Source organism: Halococcus salifodinae DSM 8989 (genome assembly GCF_000336935.1).
Taxonomy (GTDB): domain Archaea; phylum Halobacteriota; class Halobacteria; order Halobacteriales; family Halococcaceae; genus Halococcus; species Halococcus salifodinae.
On sequence record NZ_AOME01000097.1, the window covers coordinates 1 to 2,573 of the forward strand.

Here is a 2,573-nt window from a genome sequence, read left to right on the forward strand (position 1 = left end):
ACAAGCGAACAATTTTGGAATTGATATTTCGGGACTAAACAGGTCCGCGAAGATTTCAATCGTCCCGGTATCGCGACCAGTGAAAACGCTCGCGAACAGCCCGCTGACTCGGTCGCCGACTCCCCAGCCGAGCGCCCGGATCACACCGCCCACCAGCGGAGTTAGAGTCTCTGAAGCCGCGTCTCTTTGCGTTCTTCATCGGCCTCAGCCTTGCGCATACGTACTCATTCCCATCGGTTTCGTATATTGCGGACTCACCGGACTCACCACAGATATCCTCACTATGATGAGTACGTCTTCACCCGACTACGACTCGAATTGACCGAAGCTGGCAGAGGGATCCTCTGGTGGGGAACTCTCAGGCACTTGTCGCCCATCGGTTGCCGCCGCGAATCCGTCTCCCCACAGCCACGCGGCAATGATAAGCGCGTAAAACCCAACGAACACTCCCACGATGCCCCCAAGGATAGGGACGATATTGAGGACGGTCACGATGAGTCCCACCACGATATTCAGCCCGATGACGTAGGCCCACGCGATCAAATACTCACGCGAAGTCACGACATCAGTGATAATGCCGAAATCGAACCCCGCACCGAATGTGCCTTTCCTCGCATAGTTGGCAACTCCTGCGAAGCCGACATACCCAAACGCGAGGGCAAGAATCCACCAGAGGAACAACCCTCCGAAGAACCCGAGGAATCCGAGACCGGCCCCTGCATCCGATCCCGTGAGCAGGGCCAGAACCGATCCACCAACGAACACGCCGAACACAACTAGGGGGATGAGCTGATAAATGAATCCGATGATACCCGCTACAACTCCCTCTTTCAGTAAGTCACCCCACTCATCGAACACGGGCGGGTGCTCGGCATGCTCCATTCCTGACCGGATCGCGCGGACTAAGTACCCCGACACAACGAACCACGGGACGATGAGAAACGAAAACAACAACGCGAACCCTCCAATCAGCACCGTGACTATCCAGTCGTCCGATTCCATTGGATACCGCGCCAGTGTCTCGATGTCTACGTCCATGTGAACCGATTGAAGTTATGCGTCAGCGGTAATAAACCTTGGTACAAGGTGACATAGAACTCGTCATACACCTCACCAGCAGCGCGAAAAACAGTGTCTGATAAGCAGCCAGTAGTGTCGGTATTCAAAGCTAGCGATAGCGGGCCCCTCGGCCGATACGCGAAACCTATGCCAACTGTTCTATGACGGCCCATTGGTAGCGATTCGATTGATCCCTGCACTCAGCGTTCTGACGTCGTCGGCGAACAGCAGAAAATGGACGCAATTGGGGACAAGACAACCCAATCTTCCAACAACAATACCTCTCCCAACCGTTTATCACGCCACACTCTGAGAACAACATACCCGCGATGAGTCCAGATACCCGTGTGAATCGACCATGAATCGCCGCACACTTGTCGTACTCCTCCTCGGCGTCCTCGTCGTACTCGCTGGTTGCGCTGGGACTCCCGGCGGGAATCAAACCACGGCGACCACTGGCACTGATCTGACTGCTGTCTCTACACAGACGGAACGCACAGCCGGCACAGCAGCCACACAGAGCGGGACGCAAACACCGACTGCCACGGCCGCATCCTCGAACGAAGACATCACTACGACTGCTACTGCTGCTGCCACGCAATCGAACACCCCTCTCGAAGGGACGCTCGATATCCATTATATCAACGTCGGACAGGGTGACGCCACCCTCATCATCGGGCCGACCAACGAAACCATGCTCATCGACACTGGCGATTATCGAGACGACGGCGAGATCGTCCTCGACTATCTCCGTCAGCACGACATCAACCGCATCGATTACCTCGTTACCACCCACGCTGACGCCGACCACATCGGCGGCCACGAAGCCGTTATCAACTACTACGAAACCCAAGCCAACGGCATCGGCGCGGTGTACGATCCCGGTCTTGCTTCCAGTTCACAGACCTATCAAGAGTATCTCGATGCCGTCGAGGAACACGATGTTCAACTCTACGAAACCCGTGCCGGTGATTCAATCCCCTTTGAGGGAGTGAGCACCAAGGTCCTCGCTCCGCCCGAACCGTACCTCGATAGCGAGCAGCGCAACGAAAACAGCGTTGTCCTCCAACTCACACTCGGCCAGACGAGTTTCATGCTTCCCGGTGATGTCGAGGAGGACGGCGAAGGCTATCTTGTCAGCGAACACGGTGGCGATCTCCAGTCAACCATTCTCAAATCGGCGCACCACGGCAGCGCCGGCAGCAATACTGGCCCGTTCCTCGATGCTGTGCAGCCACAGGTGGCGGTCATCTCCAGTGCGTATGATTCACAGTACGGACATCCTGCTGAAGAAGCACTCAAACGGCTCGGAGAGCGCGATATCGCCGCCTACTGGACTGCTACCCATGGAAACATCGTCATGAGCAGCGATGGGGAATCGATCTCTATTGCTACCCAGCAGACTGCACCCACCGACCCTGGCTCGCTCCGCGATGGAGAACCGGTCGAACCTGGGTCCGATACCCCGATCGAACAACGCACGACGGTCGCCGTCGGCGCGAAGCCAACTCAGA

At 56.6% G+C, this 2,573-nt stretch carries 2 protein-coding genes; one reads left to right on the top strand and one right to left on the bottom strand.

The features are described from left to right. Nucleotides 1-306 precede the first annotated feature (306 nt). Nucleotides 307-1,038: a DUF4013 domain-containing protein gene (locus C450_RS19470; protein ID WP_005046661.1), complete on the bottom strand. Its 732-nt coding sequence runs from the start codon at nt 1,036-1,038 to the stop codon at nt 307-309. A gap of 379 nt (nt 1,039-1,417) precedes the next feature. Between C450_RS19470 and C450_RS19475 the strand changes: the two genes are divergently transcribed. Beyond that, nucleotides 1,418-2,573, top strand: a 1,156-nt coding sequence (locus C450_RS19475) for a ComEC/Rec2 family competence protein (RefSeq protein WP_005046664.1), incomplete at its 3' end; no start/stop codon positions are given.